We start from the raw sequence: 19,355 nt of genomic DNA, 5'->3' as shown, positions 1-19,355 counted from the left end.
GTAGATAGCATACGACGGCATCAAAAGCGGACATTTCTATGCGGCTAGAAGCGGACATTACCATCTGGCCGCTACAACTAATGTCGAGGCCAGATTCAGATGTCCGCTTCCCGGCTAGATAGAGATGTCCGGGTTTAAAGGGTTCAGCGTTTGCTTTTCATGGGTTAAAGATCACGCAGTGTCGAAGGATGGCGTTTGAATGGGCAGGGCGCTTACGTCCGTTCCCCTGTCCCTTGCAGACCTCCGGCCAGGTTTGCGGGGTTGCGGTTGTGCCGGTCTTTGCTGGGCAAGGTCCACGATTGCATGCTCAACGTCGGCCTGATTGAACTCGCGTTGTTTCTTCTTGCCTGGCGAACGACTTTGGACTTTGGTTGGGGCGCCCAGATGGGTCCGGGAAGGCGCCTTACCGATGCGGCTGTTATCGCGTTGTGCCTGAATCGCCTGTGAGACCTGAAGCACGTGGCCCAGTCGCTTGTGTTCAACGATCGCGCCCTGATCGATCTCGGCCAGCCGGTCGTACTGCCTGCACGTCAGAACACGGCCTTCCGCCCGGAGTTCGATACGCCCATCGGGGTACTCCCAGACCTCGATATATCGATCGATCAGCTTGCGGTGCTCCGGCGTGTCCTCCAGCAGATACATCACCCGGTCGTACTGCACGGTCAGCGACCTGGTCACCTTGCGTGACTCGCGCCACGTCATCACCAGCTCAAGGCTCTCATCAGCGCGCAGCGGCCGGTGCGCGTCGAAATTGCTCTTCGGCGGCTTTGCGAAACGGGCGTTATAGGTCGCCATGAAGACAGGGGCGTACGCATTCGCTTCGCAGACCGTGCTAATGCCACGCAACCGCAATTCCTTCACGAGACGGTCCTGCAGCGTCAGATGCGCGCGCTCCACGCGTCCCTTGGCCGGGCTGCTGTTCGCACAGAAGGTGTCGATGTTCAGTTCGTACATTGCACGCCCAAAGTGGGTCACGCTATTGCCATCCTTGTTCGCGCCCGTTTTGCGAAACACGCTGTACTTGTCGCTATAGAGCGCGCCGGGTTTGCCATGGCGCTCGATGTATGCGCGCGTCGCTTCGAAATAACTAAAAGTTGATTCGGTCGTCGTGAAATGCAACGCCATCAACCGGCTCGTCGCATCGTCGACATACACCAGCAGCGTGCAGGCCGGCGCCCGTTCCTCGAACCACCGGTGATCGCTGCCGTCGATCTGCACCAGCTCGCCCAGACACGCGCGCCGGGCCCGCGGCTGGTAGACCTTCGGCGGGCGCTGCCGGCGCGGTAGCCACAGCCCGGCCTCCGTCATCAGGTTGCGTACGGTTTCCTTCGCGAGCCGGATGCCGTGACATTCGCGCAGCTTCTCGCACGCCAGGGTCGGGCCGAAATCGGCGTATCGCTCACGGACAATGGCCAGAGCACGTTGGGCCAGTTCGCCGTCCAGTCTCCGATTCCCGGGCATACCGCGCTTGCGAGAGATCAGTCCAGGAGCGCCAGACTCGCGGTATCGGGCCACCAACCGCCGTACTTGCCTCGTCGTCAGACCCAGACGTTCGGCGGCACGCCATGGCTTGAGCCGCCCCTCCGTCACGTCCTGAATGACCTTGAATCTGTCCAGTTCCCGCATCGTCATTGTTATCCGTTCTGTCACAGCCATCGATATCTAGAGCGCCCGAAAACGGCGGGTGGCTAGCATACGACGGCATCAAAAGCGGACATTTCTATGCGGCTAAAAGCGGACATTACTAAAAAGCTTCTACACTAAATAAAACGTTAATTCGCTTTATGTCAAATAAAGCTCGTGAGGGAAATGCGAAGCGCGGCGGGCCAACCTCACCCGCGATGTTCCCTCGCTCGGAAACCCGCTATCCGACACGAGCCAGTTCTTCAAGCAACGCGGGCCGTCGCAACTCCGCGCATAGCTGGACGGCATCGAGCACTTCGCGACGCGAAGTCGACGTTGCCTCCTCGCCGAACTCCCGAATATCAACACGGGTGACGCCGTCCGTACTTCCATCGTACAAAACCTCTACTGGGCCGGAGCGCCAGCCTGTTTCTTTAAGACCTCGTCGAATCGTCACGCGTCGCGAGTTTGCGCGGGAGAGCGACCAGTACCAGCAGTGCCGCGAGCAGGACGCTTCCTGCAATCATATAGAGAGCAGTCTCCATACTTCCGGTCAGTTCCTTTACTTTGCCCACGAGGTACGGACTGATTGCTCCGCTGAGATTGCCGACGGAGTTGATGAGTGCGATCCCGCCAGCTGCGGCCGGACCTGCCAACACTTTGGGGGGTAACGTCCAGAATACGGGGAGACAACTGATAGTTCCGACCGCTGCCAAGGTCAGGGCCAGCAAGGAAAGACTGGTCACATGGCCAAACCACCCCGACAGAGCATACCCGATGCAGGCGGCAACCAGCGCCGTCCCGAGATGCTTGCGGCGTTCTCCGGTACGATCCGAACTCCTCCCCACCAAGATCATGGCAACGCATCCAGCAGCATAAGGGATCATTGTTAGGAAACCGATCGACATTTTATTGACCACTCCGGTCTGCTTGATGAGTTCGGGTAACCAGAACGTCAACCCCCACAGCCCGATAAGGGCGAACAGGTAGACCGATGCGAGAAAGAGCGTTTCCGGCTGCCGGAGAGCCTTGCCGAAATGATGTTCGCGACTCGCGCTGGCTTCGAGCGACAGGTTGTCATTGATCAGTCTGCGTTCGTCGGCCGTCAGCCACTTCGCATCACTCGGGCGATCCGTCAAAAAGAACAAGACCGCCACTCCGAGGGCGGCCGTTAATGCACCCTCGAGCAGGAACAGCCATTGCCAGCCGGGAAGTTTTCCGAATCCATCGAAATAAGTCATGACGAAGCCGGCGACCGGACCGCCGATTACGCCTGACAATGGGACGGACGCCAGAAACAGTGCGTTGATCTGCGCGCGCTTTTTCGGGGGGAACCAGTACGTAAAGTAGAGCATGACGCCCGGCATAAAACCGGCTTCAGTCGCGCCAATGACAAAGCGCAGCACGTAGAACCAGGTCTCTCCTCGCACGAACATCATCAGTGCCGAAGCAATGCCCCAGGAGATCATGATTCGGGCAATCCATTTCCTGGCACCAACCCGCTCAAGAATGACATTGCTCGGGATCTCGAAGAGGAAGTAGCCGATGAAGAAAATCCCGGCGCCGAGGCCGTATGCCGCGTCGGAGAGGCCAAGATCGCTTTGCATTTGCAGCTTAGCAAAGCTGATGTTCACGCGATCCAGGTACGCGCAAATGAAGCAGATGGCTAGAAACGGGACTAGGCGCCAGGTGGCTTTTCGATATACGGTCGCCTCCAACGAAGTGCTGACTGTAGTGTCCAGAACTCCGCGATCACTTGCGTTCAACATGTGTGTCTCCTAATGCTTTTGAGCTTCGCCGGCGGCTCGGGCCGGCGAAGCCTTTTTTTGTCAATCAGATGTTCATCGGTGTTCGTGACGGAATGCTCCCGTGTCATCCCGTGACCGATGCGGCGTATTCCTTCCAGTGGCCAATATCAGCGAACCCGGGCCCGCCGTTGTCCGGGTGCACCTTGCGGCCAAACCCGTTGTGAAGATCCAGTCCCCGTTGAAACCATTTGGCTATGGGATCGTCGTCTTCGAGCACCTTGAAGTCAGTGGCGAGTCGCCCCCATTGGAATGCGGCCATCACGATGTAGTCCGCGTGCCCGGGTGCCTCGCCCGCCAGCCATGGCTGCTTGTGTGCATCTCGAAATAAGACCATTAACGCCAACAGCGCGATCTCGCTTTTCTGCAGTGCAGCATCCGCTTCGTCCGCCGCCCCCGAATAAGTACAGTCGCGACCAGTTCCACGGACGCAACCGCATTTCCGCGCTATTAACCCCGTTATTTTTGTTTCATGTTCACTGTTCGCGTTTGAGGATCTTTTTCAGGCCCTCTTTTAGCGCTTCCATTCTAGCTTCTCGCACAGAGCGCACCGACGCATCAACTGCATCCTCCTCAGTTGGCTCGAGCGTTGGAGAAGAGACACTTCTGTCACGCGGCGGCGCTTTGTCGTCGGACGATGCACCGACCAGGTCCTGATACGTGCGGCTCTCGGCCAAGGAGTCGGCACGCTCACGATCAATTTCATCATCCCTCGCGACCGCGTTCACTTCCGAAGCACCTGCGTGGAGCGTAGTCCGCGCGCGAACCAAGGAGTCGACAATGTAGTCTGGAAGTACCCCCACGAAGGTCCGCTTTTTTTCGTATCGAATACGCGCTTTTATGTCCGCTTCTTTCAAGTCAACATTGACATCTTCCACGTGTAACCCATTCCACCTCTCACAGTCTTTTTCGCTACAGCGAAGCGTTATGATGTCGCCGGGCCCTCGCTTCCAGAATAAAATCGTAGGATCGTCGGGGTCGGGCATAGTCACAATCTTAGGCAAAGATCTTCGTCTACCCAACGCCTTAGCAATCTCATTTTCGTAGGTACGTTGGTATTCGGACGAAGTAAACACAGCCCCCATATATTTAACGCCCGCTTTCTGCATTGGTTTCGGCGGATTTCTCGGCAGAAGACCGGTGTAAAAATCTACTTCTCCGTAGTATGTTCTCTCACCACCGTGCCGCCCTTTAATTGCATTATTATAAATTTCACCTCGAGTAGGAGTTACACCTTCTTTTCGCATTTGAATCGAAAGATCCCGAAAATCCAATCCCTCGTTATGCGCCTTGGCAGCTTCATAGAGATATTTCAACAACTGAATCCGAGTAACCTTCGCAACTTTCCTTGCGCCTCGTCGTTCGTCGCGAGCCCGCTCAGACCTTTCACGCGTAAATCCACCAGCTAATTTACTGATTCTCCGAGCGACAATGTTGAATAGGCCTTCGCCAACGCCCTTCGCACGCCCACACGCTATCGGTGCGATCAATATGCCCATTTCCGGCCCATCCTCTACGGTAAGAGGTTCCCGAATTGCTGCAGAGTTTCCTTTCCCCCGGTCGACAAAAACATCATTGGCTAGAGCTCGATACTCGAAGTAGTCGGGCGGAAGTCCAAGCCTCTGCATTAGCTTTGATTGAGATGTACAGGCTCTGAACAATACCTTTCGATACAAACTGGCGCTTTCGCCAAGAAGCGACAGCGCGATACCCAATACGGTACCTGTTGCCTGATCAACCACTATCGCTATCGTCGGACGCCCGATCGGAATACCAAACACTGCATCGACAATTTCAAACTTCGCCGTCGTACAGTCCATCACGATCATATCGCCAGGACCGAGTACAAGATCAGCAGCCGTACCTCGGCCCGCAGCATAGTGATCACGCCACTCTCGGTAACCGACGAGGCGCTTTAGAACCTTTACTCTTCGTTTATATACCCTGGCATAATAGCCAAATTCACCTGAACTCACTGCTCTGCTTTCGCGTACCGGATATCTCACGCGCGTACCCAGCTCAGCGGAACCGTTATCCTGATGCCAGAACAGCCGATGCATCACGATACGTGCTGTCTCGTATGTGAGCCCCATCCGGATTACGAGATGCCAGATTGCCCACTGAATATGACGAAGCGCCCAACGCGTCACCGCATGGCCTACTTCTTCAGTCGACTCGCCTCGTTTCTCGAATACATTTGGCATGCCCCTCTTCTTTGTTATCGGGCCGCGTGACCGGGTTTTCGCTGAGGGATAAGGCCTAAGAGCCAATGTGTTACACCCGAAGTTCTCGTATATTGTTATAAGCATGTACAATCTGGCAACCGAGACTTTTGACTTTTTTGCCTGCTCCCGAACTATCGTTCCTCTCCTCGACCGGCTTGCATAAAATTCCATGCGGCCTTTCGGCTCTATCAGCTTACCCAGCAGTCGAATCCGATACTCGGCCACTTGACGTGCCTTGAGTTCCTCTGCGGGATCTTTTTTTTGCTCGCCCATCTCCTTGGGCCGGATAGATTCCTCGATCTCGATAAGCCGCCCCGCAGCCATCCATGATTGAACCGCCGCCAGTTCGTATCGCTTCGAAGTCGAAGTCGTTTCTGGACACTCTCGCCATACCTGCCGGATAAAGACCGAATTATCCTTGCTACGGAAATGCGTTACCCGATAATAGTGGCTTCCCCTGATGCCTGGTATGCTACCAACCAACAGCTGCCCTTCCCATACATCTGGATCCATGTAACCTCCCACATGCGACTTCCCGGCATGCAGCTTTGGTTCGGCTTACTCGGAGCAAGAGCGAGCTTGAGAGAGAATCAGAATTTCTTCGCCCACTGGATTGTTGATTTTCTCTTCGATAATCCGTGCCCTATGATCTTACTATCCTCCCAAGGCGGGCGGGCTTCTGAAGGATCAATCAGTTGAATATCTGTCCACGCACGGATTGGGAAAGATATATCCAGAAATAGATATCCGAGATTGACCGCTGCCGAAAACAATCCGTAAATCACCTCAACATCCTTTTTCAAAGATTGCGCAGCTCTTTGTAGAATACGTGCAACCGACTCACCTCCGTAGTTCTTGTAAATCCAGTTTCCGAGAACGCGCGCTTCAATCGACGATGAATTGAAATCAGTTTTTCGACCCCATAGAAAGATTTGCTTTGCCGATTTACCGGCCACGTCGAGCGCCTCGGTTCGCGAGAACAGAAAATAGAGGAAGCCAGCATCAGACGCTTCGTCACGCTCCAACGTGATTCGCCTCTTGACTTTTGCATCCGTCAAATCACTTGCGAGCTTGTGCGACCCAATCAAATAGTGCAACTCCCCTGCGGCACTTTCTGCCGTTACGACGACATCCATGCTTATTACGTCACGGCTGCGAAGAATCGGCTTCTGGTCAGTTAATCCTGAAACATAATCGTCCAATAATCGCCGGGCTTTCGCGAGAGGCCAAGGATATTGATAACGATAGCTCAGCACAAACGGTGAAGTTTCCATAACATACATCATGTCGAGTTCACCCCTACCCATACAATGGCACAACGCGCCGGTTTTTCGACTTCGTTTTATATAGTTTGTTGTCGCTGGCGAATCGCGATTGCTTCTTAATTTTCCTATGTAGTCCGGACCGGATGGCATTCCCAAGGGATCGGCCGGCAAATGCGTACAGGGAAAGCGCAGTCCAAATCGATGCATGGCATGGAACCGTGTGATCGTCCGAAAAGGAAACTGCTGGGTAGACGCAAGCAGCTCATGCCATAAGGCGTTATTTGCTCATTTTCCGGCTTCGGACTTCGATTCTTTCCGACAATGCAGCAGTGCGTTCGGCAACGCGGCGTCTATAGTCATCCGATCCGATATATTCCTCATACTTCTGAAGCGCATTTCGGTCGACACGTTTTCCGCAATATGCTCGGTTTATAATTCGCACGGCCTCCAAGACTGGCTGCATGTATTTTTCTGCAATTTCCCGCACGTATTTTCGCGTCGGCACGACAACCCCGTCTTGCGCCATACATGCTAGCAGCGCGCTAAAGTATTTCCTGATGTAGCGCCGCAAACCCGCCGTATAGGCCTTCACCTCATACGCGAGCCATTCCGGTGGCTCTGGATCTCCGGCTGTGACACGCCATCGCCAGAACGCATTACATATATTGTTCATATCCTCGTCGTTCAATATCGGAAGTAGCGGTATCTGACCAAGCGTCATCAGCTTTTCAGATTGCGACATATGCGCCTCCAGCACATCCAGGAGCAGCATGGTTCCCACACACATGATTGGGACGCGGGATTCTTCCTGAACGCCTACCAGGAAATCCAACATGCTTAGCCGCAGTCGCTTGTCGACCCGCCCCCAAAGTTGTACGTCCTCGATAATGAGCAACCCGACCAGATTCGACGTGAGCATGACGGCGGTTCGGGTTACATATTGCGTGGAGCTACCAAGGCGACGTTCGAAGACACCGTTATTGCCACAGATGTCGTCGACCTCCGAGGCAATCCCGAGCGCCAATTGCTTAACTGTTGCCCTTCCCGCAGCCGATATTCTCACGATCATAATTTCTGGCCAGCGGCAGGGCTTCCCACCAAGCGCCGTATGAAGGACGCCTCCGTCGCCCACATACGAGCAGACCCGATTAATCAAGCAAGACTTCCCGCTGCCCGTAGGACCAAACATCACGATTCCGCCCGTTGACCCTTCATAACCACCGCTCGAACGAAGGGTTATAGGAGAACCCGTCAGGCAAATTCGATGAAGGTGATTCATGAATTCGCCAGTAAGAGGATTGGTTTCGCCATACTTCCCGCGAAGCACCCTCATCATGGTTTGAAATCCGTCAATGTGTTCAAACGCCGGCACAAAAACCTCCTTGATTTGATCGCAGAATTCAATTCTGACTTCCTTGGGGAGCGTCATGAAGTCCGCTTGTCTTGCTTTTGGTTCATTCGCCAGAAATTCCAATGCGGTTGCATCGTCCGGATACCCAGGAAAACACAGAATCGTAGGATTTCCTGCATAACGAGGATTCATCTCATCCGTACGATAAGTTGCTGGCCTTAGCCTTCCGGGCAATGATCCGGATGCCACCCAGGGAGATTGAACCGCTCGCTCGACCCTTTTTCGCTGCGACCGCTCACCGATTGCGCTTTCCATTGCTCCGCTCCTTTCTAAGGCGACGGTACTGTGCCGCTCTCTCCAGATGCCACCGGACCGCACTCAACACCTCTCGTCTTGTCAGGTCATCGAGTGATTCAACCCCGGATTCCGACAGAATTCTTCTTAGATATCTGTATTCTTGTGATGACCGCGGATACAACTCCTGGTTGTGCCAGATATGCCGCAAAAGTCTCACATTGAAAATCAATGATTCTTCCGAAAATTTTTCATATACCCATCTCGACATCGGCATATTTTCGAGAGATTTCTTAGGTATATACATTCCACCAAATCCGGAAACCATAAGAGAAAACGTTATTTTTCTCGGCCTACGTGAATCATCACGCAATAATCGGACACGATCTTCCATGTATTCAGCGAGTTTCGCGTCGAACCGCGGTGACGGATGCAATCTCCATTCGCCGATGGATCTCTCTCGGCTCATACCGTCTATCTTGTTTTCAAGCCATTCAGAATCAAATTCCCTCAAGTATTCATATTGCAAGCTCGCTGAGTCAATAAGATCGTCAAGATCACCCGTTGAGTTATTGGCGACACATTTTTCAAAGTCGCTTCGGTATGCTTGTATCGTCGGCTGTGATGCTGTCCACGTACCCAGCTTCCCGATGTCGATAGCGTCTTGCACACGATCGAACAATAAAGCGAACAAGGTAGCGTTATATGTTAGGGACGGCGAAGGCGGCACAGCACTCGAAATAATGCCCTTCAATCTAGAATTGGCCGTTTGCGGAAAATTAAGAAGTTCTCTTGTTTGTCGACTGACATGCCCCTCCAAAAAATGGATGAATTGTGGGATCGTTGAGATGCCGATATCTCGAAATCGGGCTTGATACGCCGCAGCAACCTGGCCCCGGTTAATTTCCGAGTCGGCCAGAATGGTCAGAAGGTCTGACTCGACTTCCGCCATGCGTGCCAGGAAGTCGAAGTCCCTTTGTGAAACCGGCGGGATGCATGGGACGGCTGGCCGACCACACATACATGTCTCCGATGGAATAATGACCTTTAGCGTCGTACCTACAGACCACTCGCACTCGCCGCATCCCGATGTCAAGTAACAGCGGTGATCAGGACACACGTAGCTCCCCGCTAGACAGTGCGTTCGATGCAGATAGGCAAATCCGTACTGTTGCTGGTCCGACATCACGCATTCCTTGCAGTAGCGGATTGCCTGGCGACTTTTCCCGAACCAAGAAGCGCCACAGCGGCACCCCCGTCACCACGGATGCCAGAGATTAGCTCTTCGTAGGCCTTCGCCATTACAAACGGCTTTATTGACGGGATACCCGTGTGATGTCTTATCAGATATTCCTTGTCCTTAATCGATAACGCATCCGACACGCTGTCGAGGCCGGTCGGATTAAACGCCTTGAGTGTCGTGCTTCTTCCCGTCAGAGCATTCCAAGTCCTTGTGGTCCCGGTATAACCGTTCAAGAGCGCCATTCGATGGATCCATCCAAGAACGCTTTCCTCCGGCATCAAAGGCGCAAGAATCATGTTCCACCTCCTGATCATTAACGGTGCGCATCTCCGTCAAGCAATTCATCAATAAGCTGAGCCGTAGATGGGAGCTCTTCACGGTTAGCATAGAAGGAACGCTCTGCGGGGTGACCTAATAGCAGCGACCTCGCGCTTAGTGAGCACCGACCGCAGCCTCCATCCTCATCCAGGATTCCGGCTCGCTCCAAAACATGAGCGCGCAAGGCTTTGTCCAGTTCAGCCATCCTCGCAGGATGACGTGCTCTCGCACCGACCTTACGTCTGCTGCCGGGCATAGCTTCCTCGTACGCCTGCGGATCCGTGCTTTGAAGGCTACGCGCCGCGTAACTCAAGCGCTGGAGGATTTCGGACCTCGTTGCATCGGGATTCGCGGCTCTGTAGGCGTCGATCTGTTTAACGTAACGGTCCGTGTTGGGTGGCCCCAATCCAGTCCGCCTCGTCGTCCCCGTACGGGGGTTTGTTGCGCGATTTTCGGGGCACCGATGTGTGCTCACTGCACGCGAGAATGCTTCCAAAGACCCAAACAGGAAGTCGATAAGTATTGCGACGTTGTACGCGGACAGAACCCTGCTGTTCGGACGCAGATAGTCGACCAAAGAAATTTCACCCGACGCCGTCAACAGTCCAAACTTGTGGAGAACACTACTCCCATATCTCTCGTATATTTTTTGTCGAAACAAGCTTCGGCTCAGACGGCCATATCTCGTCATCCCCAAGCGCTCGACCTGCCTCTGGAAAACAGAGCCAATATCGCAAACATCCGCGAAATACGGCATGTCCCGTTCAAGGCATTTCGTCAAGATGGATGCGACGCGGACATGCACTTGTAGTTCTGGCGAGTCGTGAGCAAGAAGTGGCACCGCAGCCTTGCCGCACGAACATTCGACGGACGGGAACCGAAGTCCCCGACGGAAAGACTGAGACTGAGGACAGGTCCCGCAGCCGGTCGTCAGTGAGCACCGATGTTCTGAGCATGCGTATGTGTCTCGGAAGGTGTGCTCCACGTGCCGATAAGAAAAGCCAAGCACCGAAAAATCGTAACGTGCACACTTTGGGCAGTAATATCCCTCTACATTTGTTTGTAGATAAGCGCCTCTCGACCTGTGGTAATCGAGCGCGCGGCAGCGGCCAGCTTCACCCGATACCAAAGCACACACCGCATCGCGCTCCTCTCGTGACATCGTCAGACGCATAAGCGCCGGCAATGGGGTCCGCGTCTCCCGAATCTCGGCTGCGTCACCCAACACTCCTTCGGTCGCCGCTGCCAGGTTATTCAAATTAGTGACAGAAAAAAACGATCGAATTGGCCGTAGCCCCAAGGATTTCACGAACCCCTCGACTGATGTAAAGCCATTTATGATCGCAGTCCGCATCAAGAAGCTTGGCGGGGTCTCTCTCGGGGGCGCCATAGGGAGGATCATACGTAACCCGATCAGTATGTCGAGAAATCAGTTCCGTAAGCTTTTGGACGGACGGCCATCCATGTCCGCAAAGCGAAAGCACGCAAGAATTTTAGGCAAGCGCGGCGCACGTTTTCAAGGCGCCTCTCTGGACACGCTGCACACGCTTCGTACCGCCTCTCATGCTTGTGGCTTCGAAAGGAATTGATAGTTATCCAGATCGTTCGCCATTAGCGTCAACCAGGTTTTTTCGAGACGATCCGGTATTCCGACCACAGCGTACTAAAAACTTGGCTGGATGAACCGAAGCGATGTAGCAGTGTCTATTTTCGTGTGCGTATCGATCACCGCTTCACCATCTTTAAAAGATCTATTTTTTGCTTGTCAATGTCCATGTTTCCTGGTAAATATTTTTATTGTTATTTGACGAAACTCATACTTGACACTATACGAGTTGCGCTCCACTTTCATGCAACTTGATTGCCCAAGAAATTTCACTTTCGCGAATCTTGATTGTCGACCGTGAGGATCGAATCATCTCCCGCAGACGGTCCACCCATCGACCGCTCGTGTGCAGTCGATCAAGCGCGTCATCCTGCGGTGAACGGAGTGGTTAAGGCCAAGTCGTGACGGGGCCTCGATATGCCGGATGTTTGCGAATGGCGGCTGCCTTTCCCGTTACAATTTTGGCGCCGCAACAAAGTCAGCTGTTATTTGACTACTTCATTCTTATGCGCGCATTCGCCGCCGGCACAAGCGATGATTTGCGTTGTGCGACTGCAGTCCCACGGACCTGCGGATGGCTCGGACGACCGCACGCCGACGCCACGAAAGCAGCGCGCTTGCCTCACTACTTCCCGTAACTTTCTTGGTGACAATTGACCGCGGAAGTCTATTTTGTGATGCCGAATGCGCTAGCCATCTGCCTCGCGCGCCGTACCTCGTCGCTGTGCAGATAGGTCGAAGTCGTCGAGATCGACGCATGGCGCAGGTTGTCGCGTACCGCGGTAAGTTCGGCGCCGTGCGAGAGCGCAAAAGTCGCGTGGGTGTGACGCATCCAATGAGTGCTCGCGCGGCGGAGCTTGTTCGCAAGGGGTAGATGATCAACTGCCACGAGCCCTGAAGCCTGCAAAAAGAAACGATGCAGCACCGCCCACAGCCGCGCACTGCTAATCGCTCCAGCGGCTTCTTCGTCCAGGTTTCCAATTAGCGGTGTATCCGGTCGCCAGCGCGCGGGCGAGACGGGCAGCCCCCTGGCGAGCAGGTAGTGCGAAAGCGCGTTCCACGCCAATGGCGGTAGTGCAACCTTGCCAAGCTTGCTGCCTTTGCCTCTCACGTGCAGCCAGCGTTCCCCCTGCGGGGTGAGCTCGATGTCGCGCAGTCTCGCCCCCACCAGTTCGCCCGCACGTAATCCGGTCGCAAAGCCGACATCAAGCACGAACCGCAAACGTTGTGCTGCCGACTCGCTCCAACCATACGACCATTCGAGTCCATCAGCGATGACGCGGAGCAGCGCCCATTCGCCGTCAGTGAAGGCCCGTGAATCGTCAAGGTCGCCCGTCCTGGCGCCCTCCCGTACCTTAACGCCGGCAAAAGGATTGGCCAGCACGTACCGCTGTTCGACCAGCCAGCGAAACAACGCGCCGATGATTGAAAGCGCGTGAGCGACCGAGCGACCCGACAGGCCACCGACAAACGGCCGCCACTCGGACGAGCTGCGGGGTCTCTGCGGTCCTACCCACCGGGTTGCGGGCGTCGGTCGTCGCAAAAACGCCCGATATGCCACCGCATCTTCCGTCGTCAGCGACGACAGCGCCTTTCCCCGTTCGACAATCGCCCACAGGATCAGGCGTTCAGCCTCCTTCCGGTACGTGCGCTGAGTCGCCACCGATTCGTGCAGCGACAGCCAGGCCTGCACCGCTGCGTAGTCGTTATCGGCGGACAGTACGCAGGTCGCACGGGGCGCGCGAAAAGAACCGTTGGAGCCATCGACTTCGTGCGGAAGGCGAAGGCTTTCCCACGGCGCCACGATGCCGGTGCGGGTCGTCTCGATGAGCACGCGGGCACGCGCGGTCAGCGCCGGATGCGCCGCAAAGACTGCCTCGATCCGCTTCGCACTGGTAGCGCCCAGTCCGGGGATCGTTTTCCACCACATTCGACGTCGCGGGATGCGCACGGTCAGATCGGCTAGCGTTGCAATACCCTGCGCCCGCAACGCACGTGCAGCCCGCTCGGAGAACCAGCGCTCAACCGGATCCGAAATTTCGGGTTCTGGCGGCTTACCGTATCTCAGTATCTCGATTGCATGCGAGACCGCCTTCGCGCGCCGCATACGCTCGGTGACCGGGTGCTCAAGCAGTTCCACAAAATCGTCCCGCTTCGCTCGCCGCGCGACCGAAACCAGAGCTCGCCGGATCTGCCCCAGCACGCCGCGGGCCGAACGGCTTTGCCCGAGGCGCCCCGGCAGATACCGTTCGACGGCCCCTCGCGTCGACATGCCGGTGTACCAGGCCCTCAGGACGGCGATTTCGTCCGCATCGGGGAATCCGGCCGGCGCGGCCCCTTGGAGAGCCGATGTCAAGAGGCGCGTTTTCATACAGCCTAGTTTAGGCCGAAAAGGCGACTATTGCGATAACAAGGGTTATCCCAATAGCGGGCAAATCCCGCCGGTTTTCTTCAAGCAACCGGAAGGCAGATCGCGGTCATTTGGGTTTTGGTTACGACTCGGGGTCGAGGTAAGCGGAGTAATTGACGGCCACCACGCAAGACAAATCCACCTACTCAATGACGATGCCGTTTAGCCAACGCCCAGCGTTCGCTGTCAGACGCCACCTTGTCAGCACACATGTCTCACTCGACAAGATCGCCCCTCGAACATTCGTATAGCGCGTAATAGTGCTTTCGGCCTACTCGCAACACATCGAGCGCGTCGACGTGGTCAACCGAGTGCCCGTGGACTACGATTTAGTCACAGCACGGGGAACGTTCGTCGCGCTGAGGAGCACAAGATGACGACTGCACTTGAGCGCACCAATGCTGTCATCGGAACCGGCGAGTTCTTGCGGACGCTCGCCTCATCCGGCAATGCAGCTCCTGCGGGCGATGTCCAGAGAATCGCGGAACGGCTACTTCGGCACTACCCGCTCGACGCAGACCTCGCGGTTTCCGCCGTGGCGCGACCGGACCTCTGGGAGGATCCGGACCATGCATCATGGCAGCAGGTCGCACAAATCCTTTCACCGATAGAAATAGGGTGACGCTATGACAGACGCGGACGTGCCAGCAGCGTTTCCCAGGGAGACAGCGCCGCCCGTCGTCTCTGGCGCCCAGCCGAAGGTTTGCGCCCGGCTGTCAAACGGCGTCTATGTTAACGGCCAGTCTGACGACGAACGCGAGGAACGTTGGCTTTTGTGCGAAGACCTTGCGAACCAGCTTGTTCGCGTCGCGCGCAACGAAGCACTGGCACACCCAGCGCAATCACCGACGCAGACGCTTGAGCGGGTCCGTGTGTCAGTCGCGCGCAAGGGCTGGGTGTCGCCCGACGAACTCGAATGGCTCATTCGGCGCTTGAACGAACTCCTCGGCTGGTAACAGATCAACCGGCTTGGCTGTGTGCGCGGCCTATCCCACTCCGGAAATCCCGAAACCATGACCTCTACATCGAGCCGGGCCAATTCCAGTCCCCCTAGTTTTGCGAGAAACCTTCGGGCGCTCGGGGAAATAGTCAAAAGGCAACGCGTCAGTTGCGAGCTCAATCTCCTGGACGCCGCCGACTATATGCACCTTTCAGTGTCCGACTTGAGCCACCTCGAAGACGGGCAGCCCATCGATACCGGCAAGCTCATCAAGATACTGAACGAACTGGGCATGGTCATGCTCGTCCTGAAGAAGGCCGACGCAATTGATGCATTGAGTGCCATAGGCGAAGATATCGACTGGCCACAAGGCACTGCCGAGCCGCCTCGACCTCGCAAGCAGGCCGTTTCGGCTCCTGCGAGCCCGGAGAATACGACTCCGACATTATTCGTAGACTTTGACGGGACGCTTCATGTCGGCGCATCGTACATCGACGAGCATGGGCTCATCACGCTTGACTCCGGCGCCCCGCTGCTCGAATTCGCGCCTCTCCTTGTCAAGATCCTTGAACCGTATCCGTCGGTAGAAATCGTGCTAACCACGTCGTGGACACGAAACTTGCCACCTGAGAAGGTAATTTCCTTCCTTCCATCCGAGCTGGCTCGTCGCGTTGTTGCGACGACTCGCAGCAGTACTGCCCGCCTGGGCTATATCAAAGACGGCACGGACCGCACGTACATCATTTGCACGTTCGCGAGTAACAGGCGGCTGACCAGATGGCTCGCCCTCGACGATCGCGCACACGGTATTGAGAAATTTGAGCGGGTACCTGGTGAGCTGCAGAATCACTTCGTGTGCCTTGACCCCTCGCGTGGCATCAGCGATCAACGCGCGTTGGACCGGATTCAGGAATGGCTGGTGAGCGTTCACGCGCCACGAATCGATTGAAACGAGCACGCTACGCTGGAGGGGCAGCAACCCTACGGTGTCTCCGAGTAACGCAAGCGATGAAGTGGTACTGCCTATCCGGCAAAGCTCCTGTTCTCTTCATCACGGAGGTAAGAGGCAAAATTGTTCCTCTTGGGCGTGTTATCCCGTGTATCAGGCAAAAAATTGCTGGTTGTCACATGCACGTCCCAGGTCATCACGGATTGGTCAAATGAAAACTCCGAACAGTCCCTGGCGGGCGCGGACACCCGCTGAGTTGGAAGCCGAAGTCGGGAACAATTTGAAGACGCATCGAGTGCACAAGAACCTGGACCAGGCTACTGTGGCGGCACGTGCCGGCATCAGCGTGCGCTCGCTGAGGAACCTCGAAAATGGCAATGGATCGTCGCTGCGCACGCTTATTCTTGTGCTTCGTGCCCTGGGCCGCGAGACATGGCTGGACACGATCGCCCCGGTTCCGACCATCAACCCCACCATGCTGACGCGCACAGCTGCGCCTCGTCAGCGGGCAAGTAAGCCGCGGTCGAGGAAATCTGAATAAGCGTGCGTGGCAAGCACATCTCGCTCGCCAGGTTGTCGGCAACCCTGCGGCTTGTTCGAACACGCTGGTACATGCGAAGGATTCAGACGGAGTTCGAATGCGATGGCGTATTCGAGAGCGCGCTCACGCGGCTCGATTCATCGTAGCGCCTGGCCTGCTCCCACGTGTATTGATCTCTCCATCTAGCAGCACCTGAGGGCGGCCGGTCGGCTTCGGGCTGTGGGAGAAATTCGGCTATTGCATTGGGACACATGCCGCCGCGCCGCTCCAGCTTGTCACCCAGTGTTGCCACTCGCGACCAAAACTCCGACCGACGCACCCAGGGCAGTCGCAATTGCAAACCCTGAGCGCGTCCGGGCATCGGTCCGGTGCCATCTTCCTCGACTTTTCGACGGGACACTCCATGTCGGAGCCGCCCTCTGCTCGAATTCGCGTCGCTGCTGCTGTGCTCGTCGGAGACCCCGTATCAGCAACCGCGAAAGTCTGGCCCAACCGACCACTACGACCAGTTTCCTCAGCGGGGACGGTTACCTCGCCGCCCCCTGTCGGACTTCCAACTTCCATTGGTGTGCAACACGTGAGGCGCTTTCCCTCAGGAGGACCGAAGCCACAACGCCCCGTCATTTGCCGCGAACTTGAACATTTCCCTCCATTGATCGTAGTGCTCGTAGAACGACTCATCAAGCATGCCCCTCGCTCGCGCAAGCGGTTCCCAGTAAGCGAAGTCGGCGGCAAGCTTTGCCGAGACGACCGGCCCAAAAAAATCGCCTCCTCGGAAGAGCTCCCGAAACGACCCCGTCTGATCGGCACCAGGCGGCCTCTTCTCGTAATTGGCGAAATCCGCGAGCCGCGCGAGCTGTTCATAGAAGAAGAACCTGCGTCCAAAGGAGAACCAGCAGTGCTCTGAGCACTTGTACGTAGCGCCGACTTCAAGCCCCTCAGTCAGATATGGCAAATCGGTCCACGCAGGGACGGTAATGAAATCTTCGCCGTCTCCTACATAGAGATCATAGGCAACTGGCCCATCCAGCCTTTTCAGCCCCTTACCCGCAGCAAACAAGACGCTCACGGCCTGCTCCTCAAAATAAATAGTTGAAAACGATAGCGGACTGCCCAGCCGCGCACTGTTGGTTGCGACAAAGCTTGACCTCTAACTGACGCCAAGCGGATTCACCGCAAGCTGTGTCCGCGAATGAACAAAGTGCTTTCGGATATTGTTCCGCAACGACGGCTCCGCTGCTCCATTCGTCAAGAGACCGCATACACTGGAACGCAACGGTACGGCGCGACCGACGAATGTTGATTCACGCCTCCGCCGCGCCGGCGCAAATTGTTGCCGCGCTACGTTGGCGCCTCGCATCTTCGACGCGAGGCGCGACGTGTCAAAACCGAGCGCAACACCCCCTGCAGCCCAGTCGAATATTCACGCTTATCCATGCAAAGCCGCGGGCAACCCGACGTAGCAATCACGCGCTACGGAGAAAAACCAGTCCGTCCTCAGAACACCATTCGAACATCTCTCGCATCGCGACGAAGATGTCATAGAACTCCTCGTCCGCAAACGTCTTCGCCCGCTCGTCCCACTCGGCGAAGTGCGCCGCCAGTCGCTCTGAAGCCTTGGGGCCAACCGTGCCATTCTGCGTCCACACGAAGAAGTCCCTGAAAGAAACGGTGCTCCCTTCCGCCATGGCTTCCTCTCTGGTGCACCCCACCAAGTCACGCAATCAACCAACCCAGTCGCGGCAGACGGTCCAGTGGGGAAAGCCGAAAAACATAGTTTCCGCGCAGCGGTAGGTGGCGTTGACCTCCACGCCGTCGGCGAGTTGCGGGGCTCTCGGATTTCCCACCACCTGAATGAAGTCCTCCTCGTCGAAATCCAAATCCTCATCAGGGAGGTCGGCACCACCCGCGCATGCGTGCAACGTAACCTCGTCAAGCTTCGTCAGCCCTCTTCCTGCATAAAACAGAACGCTCATCATCTACTCCTTGCATGATTCGATGCGGTGCAACCAGGCGGGTGCTCATCCGCATGTTCGGCTTTCCTACCGCGAATCAATTCGCGGCAGTTTTATGGCTTCGATTTCAAAACCGAGCACCAAGGGTATAGAGTGGCCGGCCCAGGATGAGGCACTAAAAAATCTCCCACTATATAAATGGAAAGTTCTCCAAGTCCAAAATAACTGGCAGCCAACAAAGGAAGTTTTTCTAGTTAAAAAATAACTTGTATAAAAATATGCAAGCTTTGATCATTCCATCGTTTCAGTGGCGGGCCGTGCAACAGGAGTCCGAGTATTCGGCCCAATCCATAGGTAAATTCGACGGTCAAGCAAGTGGACCAGTCCAAAACCCATCGATCATCCACCGCCTCCCCGGCGGCCCAGAGCGAAGGGCCTGTTCATGCGGCGGTATCAAAAAGTTTCACGCGTTTTGAAACCCGGACGGCGTGGCTTCTCTTGCTGCCGGTAACCGGTGCGGGCCCCGCCCCAGGTCTCGCGCGGCACCCCGCAGGCCTTTGCTGGCGGTACTCTGTCCTTCGATGCATACCGCGACGCGCTGATGAAGCGTCACATTGAGCCCACTCCATGACGACGTAGCGCAGGGGACATCCCCCGGACGCGCCCAGCGTCCGCCCGGCAACCGCACATGTGTCTCCTGCTTCGCGTGCCAATGATCCGTCCCCGGCAAAATCTCATCGCCTTAGTTGCGCATATCACGCCACATTCGAGCGAATTAGAAATCTCACCGATTTCGCGCCGCCATGCTGCCTCAGAGGTGGCTCCGCTTG

The 19,355-nt window shown here is 55.9% G+C and carries 17 protein-coding genes; 4 read left to right on the top strand and 13 right to left on the bottom strand.

What is annotated here, in order from left to right:
• Positions 1–171: 171 nt before the first annotated feature.
• From BN2476_RS42075 to BN2476_RS42030, 10 genes are all read right to left on the bottom strand, one after another.
• A complete protein-coding gene (locus tag BN2476_RS42075) occupies positions 172–1,656 on the bottom strand; it encodes an ISNCY family transposase (protein ID WP_087740052.1) in 1,485 nt (494 codons plus the stop codon).
• Positions 1,657–2,057: 401 nt separating this feature from the next.
• Complete coding sequence (locus BN2476_RS42070) at positions 2,058–3,392, bottom strand: MFS transporter (RefSeq protein WP_087740051.1); 1,335 nt, start codon at positions 3,390–3,392, stop codon at positions 2,058–2,060.
• Between the two features lie 103 nt (positions 3,393–3,495).
• The gene (locus BN2476_RS42065; RefSeq protein WP_268958029.1) at positions 3,496–3,879 is read right to left on the bottom strand and encodes a glutathione binding-like protein; all 384 of its coding nucleotides are present in this window, start codon (positions 3,877–3,879) and stop codon (positions 3,496–3,498) included.
• 25 nt (positions 3,880–3,904) lie between these two features.
• A complete protein-coding gene (locus BN2476_RS42060; RefSeq protein WP_143811206.1) occupies positions 3,905–6,166 on the bottom strand; it encodes a TnsB C-terminal domain-containing protein in 2,262 nt (753 codons plus the stop codon).
• A 77-nt stretch (positions 6,167–6,243) separates the two neighbouring features.
• Positions 6,244–6,927 carry a PDDEXK family nuclease gene (locus BN2476_RS42055; protein WP_143811205.1) on the bottom strand — a complete coding sequence of 228 codons (684 nt, stop codon included), beginning with the start codon at positions 6,925–6,927 and terminating at the stop codon, positions 6,244–6,246.
• Positions 6,928–7,195: 268 nt separating this feature from the next.
• Entirely contained in the window at positions 7,196–8,584 is a 1,389-nt protein-coding gene (locus BN2476_RS42050) for a hypothetical protein (RefSeq protein ID WP_143811204.1), read from the bottom strand.
• The gene (locus BN2476_RS42045) at positions 8,565–9,584 is read right to left on the bottom strand and encodes a hypothetical protein (protein WP_152767788.1); all 1,020 of its coding nucleotides are present in this window, start codon (positions 9,582–9,584) and stop codon (positions 8,565–8,567) included. Before BN2476_RS42045 ends, BN2476_RS42050 begins: the two co-directional genes overlap by 20 nt.
• A gap of 164 nt (positions 9,585–9,748) precedes the next feature.
• Positions 9,749–10,102, bottom strand: a complete 354-nt coding sequence (locus BN2476_RS42040; protein ID WP_143811203.1) for a hypothetical protein — start codon at positions 10,100–10,102, stop codon at positions 9,749–9,751.
• A 17-nt stretch (positions 10,103–10,119) separates the two neighbouring features.
• Positions 10,120–11,514 (bottom strand): TniQ family protein, encoded by a 1,395-nt coding sequence (locus BN2476_RS49850; protein ID WP_227747304.1) that lies wholly within the window; start codon positions 11,512–11,514, stop codon positions 10,120–10,122.
• A gap of 883 nt (positions 11,515–12,397) precedes the next feature.
• Complete coding sequence (locus BN2476_RS42030) at positions 12,398–14,101, bottom strand: site-specific integrase (protein WP_087740043.1); 1,704 nt, start codon at positions 14,099–14,101, stop codon at positions 12,398–12,400.
• A 412-nt stretch (positions 14,102–14,513) separates the two neighbouring features.
• Between BN2476_RS42030 and BN2476_RS42025 the strand changes: the two genes are divergently transcribed.
• The 4 genes from BN2476_RS42025 to BN2476_RS42010 all read left to right on the top strand — a co-directional run bounded on the left by BN2476_RS42025 (position 14,514) and on the right by BN2476_RS42010 (position 16,570).
• Positions 14,514–14,762 (top strand): BPSL0761 family protein, encoded by a 249-nt coding sequence (locus BN2476_RS42025; protein WP_087740042.1) that lies wholly within the window; start codon positions 14,514–14,516, stop codon positions 14,760–14,762.
• Positions 14,763–14,766: 4 nt separating this feature from the next.
• Entirely contained in the window at positions 14,767–15,096 is a 330-nt protein-coding gene (locus BN2476_RS42020; protein WP_087740041.1) for a hypothetical protein, read from the top strand.
• 57 nt (positions 15,097–15,153) lie between these two features.
• Positions 15,154–16,029: an HAD domain-containing protein gene (locus tag BN2476_RS42015; RefSeq protein ID WP_227747303.1), complete on the top strand. Its 876-nt coding sequence runs from the start codon at positions 15,154–15,156 to the stop codon at positions 16,027–16,029.
• A 211-nt stretch (positions 16,030–16,240) separates the two neighbouring features.
• Entirely contained in the window at positions 16,241–16,570 is a 330-nt protein-coding gene (locus BN2476_RS42010) for a helix-turn-helix domain-containing protein (protein ID WP_218274606.1), read from the top strand.
• A 592-nt stretch (positions 16,571–17,162) separates the two neighbouring features.
• Here the strand turns inward: BN2476_RS42010 and BN2476_RS42005 are convergent.
• The 3 genes from BN2476_RS42005 to BN2476_RS41995 form a co-directional block, all read right to left on the bottom strand.
• Positions 17,163–17,639, bottom strand: a complete 477-nt coding sequence (locus tag BN2476_RS42005) for a hypothetical protein (RefSeq protein ID WP_143811202.1) — start codon at positions 17,637–17,639, stop codon at positions 17,163–17,165.
• A 397-nt stretch (positions 17,640–18,036) separates the two neighbouring features.
• On the bottom strand, positions 18,037–18,258 hold the full coding sequence (locus tag BN2476_RS42000) for a hypothetical protein (RefSeq protein WP_143811201.1): 222 nt from the start codon (positions 18,256–18,258) through the stop codon (positions 18,037–18,039).
• A 36-nt stretch (positions 18,259–18,294) separates the two neighbouring features.
• Complete coding sequence (locus BN2476_RS41995) at positions 18,295–18,546, bottom strand: hypothetical protein (RefSeq protein WP_143811200.1); 252 nt, start codon at positions 18,544–18,546, stop codon at positions 18,295–18,297.
• Positions 18,547–19,355: the final 809 nt, after the last annotated feature.

The sequence above is a fragment of the Paraburkholderia piptadeniae genome, assembly GCF_900007165.1.
In the GTDB taxonomy this organism is placed as follows: Bacteria; Pseudomonadota; Gammaproteobacteria; order Burkholderiales; family Burkholderiaceae; genus Paraburkholderia; species Paraburkholderia piptadeniae.
This window is presented reverse-complemented; position numbering and strand designations above follow the sequence as displayed.

Bases quoted from the DNA above. Each gene is read 5' to 3' on its own strand.
- BN2476_RS42070 (WP_087740051.1), bottom strand. From the start codon at position 3,392: ATGTTGAACGCAAGTGATCGCGGAGTTCTGGACACTACAGTCAGCACT.
- BN2476_RS42025 (WP_087740042.1), top strand. From the start codon at position 14,514: ATGACGACTGCACTTGAGCGCACCAATGCTGTCATCGGAACCGGCGAG.
- BN2476_RS42055 (WP_143811205.1), bottom strand. From the start codon at position 6,927: ATGGAAACTTCACCGTTTGTGCTGAGCTATCGTTATCAATATCCTTGG.
- BN2476_RS41995 (WP_143811200.1), bottom strand. From the start codon at position 18,546: ATGAGCGTTCTGTTTTATGCAGGAAGAGGGCTGACGAAGCTTGACGAG.
- BN2476_RS42030 (WP_087740043.1), bottom strand. From the start codon at position 14,101: ATGAAAACGCGCCTCTTGACATCGGCTCTCCAAGGGGCCGCGCCGGCC.
- BN2476_RS42060 (WP_143811206.1), bottom strand. From the start codon at position 6,166: ATGGATCCAGATGTATGGGAAGGGCAGCTGTTGGTTGGTAGCATACCA.
- BN2476_RS42020 (WP_087740041.1), top strand. From the start codon at position 14,767: ATGACAGACGCGGACGTGCCAGCAGCGTTTCCCAGGGAGACAGCGCCG.
- BN2476_RS42050 (WP_143811204.1), bottom strand. From the start codon at position 8,584: ATGGAAAGCGCAATCGGTGAGCGGTCGCAGCGAAAAAGGGTCGAGCGA.
- BN2476_RS42075 (WP_087740052.1), bottom strand. From the start codon at position 1,656: ATGGCTGTGACAGAACGGATAACAATGACGATGCGGGAACTGGACAGA.
- BN2476_RS42010 (WP_218274606.1), top strand. From the start codon at position 16,241: ATGAAAACTCCGAACAGTCCCTGGCGGGCGCGGACACCCGCTGAGTTG.
- BN2476_RS42040 (WP_143811203.1), bottom strand. From the start codon at position 10,102: ATGATTCTTGCGCCTTTGATGCCGGAGGAAAGCGTTCTTGGATGGATC.
- BN2476_RS49850 (WP_227747304.1), bottom strand. From the start codon at position 11,514: ATGGCGCCCCCGAGAGAGACCCCGCCAAGCTTCTTGATGCGGACTGCG.
- BN2476_RS42045 (WP_152767788.1), bottom strand. From the start codon at position 9,584: ATGTGTGGTCGGCCAGCCGTCCCATGCATCCCGCCGGTTTCACAAAGG.
- BN2476_RS42015 (WP_227747303.1), top strand. From the start codon at position 15,154: ATGACCTCTACATCGAGCCGGGCCAATTCCAGTCCCCCTAGTTTTGCG.
- BN2476_RS42000 (WP_143811201.1), bottom strand. From the start codon at position 18,258: ATGGCGGAAGGGAGCACCGTTTCTTTCAGGGACTTCTTCGTGTGGACG.